The organism is Cellulomonas sp. EB106-03-03-XG116 (assembly GCF_058792015.1).
The window spans coordinates 1-2,939 of sequence record NZ_JBYTEP010000115.1 but is presented as its reverse complement, the minus strand read 5'-3'; the positions used below and the strand labels follow the sequence as shown (position 1 = coordinate 2,939).

Sequence of the window (2,939 nt, the reverse complement as noted above, 5' to 3'; positions counted from 1 at the left end):
CCCCCCCCCCCCCCCCCCCCCCCCCCCCCCCCCCCCCCCCCCCCCCCCCCCCCCCCCCCCCCCCCCCCCCCCGCCCGAGCACGACGAAGGGCCCGGTGCGTCGCACCGGGCCCTCGTGCTGGGTGCGGCTGCGCCGCCCGACGCTCAGGCGTTGGGGCGCTTGCCGTGGTTGGCGCCGTTCCCGGCGCGGGAACGGCGCTTGCGGCCACGCTTGCTCATGGAACTTCTCCCTGGTGTGACTGACCGGCACGGCGGTACAGCCGCCCGGGGACCCTCCATGGTCCCACATCCTGCGGTGCTCGTCGGCACCGACCGTTCAAGGACGGGGGGTGACCGGCCGATCACCAGGGTGTGAGCGACCAGCCGCAGTCCGTCGTCCCCCTCCTGCACGCCCTGGCCCAGGCCGGCGGCTCCGACCTGCACGTCAAGGTCGGCTCCGAGCCGCGCGTCCGCGTCGACGGCCGGCTCCGCCGGCTGCAGGTCCCGTCGCTCAAGCCGCGGGACACCGAGCACATGCTCGGGGAGGTGCTGCCGGAGGACCTGACCGAGACGTTCGTCCGCACCCACGAGGCCGACTTCGCGTTCTCGCTGTCGGGCGTCGGCCGGTTCCGCGTCAACGCGTACCAGGCCCGCGGCACCTACGGCCTGGTGTTCCGCCTGGTCGGGACGGGCGCGCAGTCGCTGTCCGAGCTCGGCCTGCCGGACGTGCTGGGCGAGCTCGCCCTGGAGCCGCGCGGCCTGGTGCTGGTCACCGGCCCCACGGGCTCGGGCAAGACGACCACGCTGGCGTCGATGATCGACCTCATCAACACGGTGCGCGAGGCCAACATCGTGACGATCGAGGACCCGATCGAGGTCCTGCACGCCGACAAGCGCGGCATCGTCTCCCAGCGCGAGATCCGGCAGGACACCGCCGACTTCACGGTCGCGCTCCGCGCCGCCATGCGCCAGGACCCGGACGTGATCTTCGTCGGCGAGATGCGCGACGTGGAGACCGTCCGCGCCGCGCTGTCCGCCGCCGAGACCGGGCACCTGGTGCTGTCCACGCTGCACACCATCGACGCCGCCGAGTCGGTGAACCGCATCGTCGACTTCTTCCCGCCGCACGAGCAGCAGCAGATCCGCGTGGCGCTGGCCCAGGCGCTGCGCGGCATCGTGTCGCAGCGGCTGGCGCGCAAGGCGGACGGCGCGGGCCGGACCGCGGTGGTCGAGGTGCTGGTGAACACCGGCCGCACCGCCGAGGCGATCGTGGACCCGTCCAGCAGCGAGCCCCTGCTCGACCTGATCAAGCAGGGCGACTACTACAAGATGCAGACCTTCGACCAGCACCTGGTGCGCCTGGTCGCGGACGGCACGGTCACCTACGACGAGGCGCTGGGCGTCGCGACCAACCCGCAGGACCTCACCGTCGAGCTCCGCTCGGTGGGCCTGATCGCCTGAGGCCGCCGGGGCCGCCGGTGTCGCGACGGGCGGCACGGGGCGGCCGCCGCCGGTCGCCGGCCGCCCTCCAGCCCCGCGGCATTCCCTTGCCCGGCCTGCGGACGCGATATAGCGTGTCGGGACGCGATATATCTCGATGCGGAGGAGCAGTGTCATGGCCACGGAGTCCTGGGTCGTCATCGGCCCCCAGATCATCGAGGTCGAGGACGTGCGCTCGCTGCGCGTCCAGGTCAGCGGCGGGCGGGTGGATGTCGTCGCCCACGACGACCCGACGCTGACCGGGGCCCGGCTCGAGGTGCACCGGGTCGACGGCTCCCCGCTCGAGGTGACGTACGCCGACGGCGCGCTGTGGGCCGGCGTCCGGTCCGTCACCGGGATCGACGGGTTCCTCGAGCGGCTGCGCGGCCCCGGCCAGCGCGACCGCGTGGAGGTGCACCTCGCGGTCCCGCGCGAGGTCGCCGCGTCGCTGGGCTCGGTGAACGCGGACCTGCTGCTCGCCGGCGTCCAGCAGGACGCGACGGTGTCGACGGTCGGCGGGGCCGTGGTCGTCGACGGCACCCGCGGCGCGCTCTCGGTCAAGAGCGTGTCGTCCGACGTCGTCGTGCGCGACCACCTGGGCGACCTGTCGGTCGGCACCGTCTCGGGCGCGGCGACCGCGTCCGGGGCGCTGCACCGGGTCACGGTCACGACCGTGTCCGGCGAGGTCACGCTCGACTGCGCCGCGCCGACCTCGGTCTGCCACGTGCGGACCGTGTCCGGCGACGTCGCCGTGCGGCTGCCCGCCGGCCACGGCGTCGGGGTCGAGGCGCGCAGCGTGTCCGGGCGGGTCGTCGTGGACGGCGTCGAGCACGGCGACCGGCGCCCCGGGCGCACGACCGTCGACCTCCGCGACGACCGCGCCACCTGCTTCGTCTACTCGCAGACCGTGTCCGGCCACCTCACGGTGCTGCACGGCGCCCCCCTCGCCGAGCCGGTGGTGGACGCCGGCGGCGCCTGATGGCCGTCTTCGGGCACGGGCAGCTCCGGCTGTACCTGCTGTCGCTGCTGGAGGCCGGCCCGCGGCACGGGTACGAGCTGATCCGCGCCCTGTCGGACCGGTTCGGCGGCACGTACCGGCCGAGCGCCGGGACCGTCTACCCGCGGCTCGCCCGGCTCGAGGAGGAGGGCCTGGTCGCGCGCACCGCGTCCGGCCGCAAGACGCTGTACGCCCTGACGGACCGCGGCCGGCAGGAGGTCGAGGCGCACCGGGCCGAGCTGACCGCCCTGGAGCACGAGCTGGCGGACGTCGTCCGCGACCTGGCCGCGCAGGTGCGGGCCGAGGTCGCCGGCTCGATGGCGGGGATGCGGGCGGACATGGCCGCGGCGGCGCAGCAGGCGCGGGCGGCGGCGCTGCAGGCCCGGGATGCGCGCACGTCGGCGACGGCGGGGGACGTGCCGCGGCCGGGCGGGCCGGGGCCGGGCGTGTCCGGGCCTGTCTCTTCTCCCCCTCTCCGAGCCCA

Annotated in this window: 4 protein-coding genes; 3 read left to right on the top strand and 1 reads right to left on the bottom strand. The window is 75.4% G+C overall.

Features of this window, described 5'->3' with window-relative positions:
• Positions 1-144: 144 nt before the first annotated feature.
• Positions 145-219, bottom strand: coding sequence for a 50S ribosomal protein bL37 (locus AC3WUG_RS19520; RefSeq protein ID WP_370521008.1), 75 nt, complete (start codon positions 217-219; stop codon positions 145-147).
• 132 nt (positions 220-351) lie between these two features.
• Here AC3WUG_RS19520 and AC3WUG_RS19515 point away from each other — a divergent pair, with 132 nt between their 5' ends.
• The 3 genes from AC3WUG_RS19515 to AC3WUG_RS19505 all read left to right on the top strand — a co-directional run.
• Positions 352-1,440, top strand: a complete 1,089-nt coding sequence (locus AC3WUG_RS19515) for a type IV pilus twitching motility protein PilT (protein ID WP_492329188.1) — start codon at positions 352-354, stop codon at positions 1,438-1,440.
• A 154-nt stretch (positions 1,441-1,594) separates the two neighbouring features.
• Positions 1,595-2,437, top strand: coding sequence for a DUF4097 family beta strand repeat-containing protein (locus AC3WUG_RS19510; RefSeq protein ID WP_492329187.1), 843 nt, complete (start codon positions 1,595-1,597; stop codon positions 2,435-2,437).
• The coding region (locus AC3WUG_RS19505) for a PadR family transcriptional regulator (protein ID WP_492329186.1) at positions 2,437-2,939 on the top strand (503 nt) is incomplete at its 3' end. The genes AC3WUG_RS19510 and AC3WUG_RS19505, both read left to right, overlap by 1 nt.

Excerpts from the sequence above, each read along its gene's own strand:
- AC3WUG_RS19510 (WP_492329187.1), top strand. The coding sequence starts at position 1,595 with ATGGCCACGGAGTCCTGGGTCGTCATCGGCCCCCAGATCATCGAGGTC.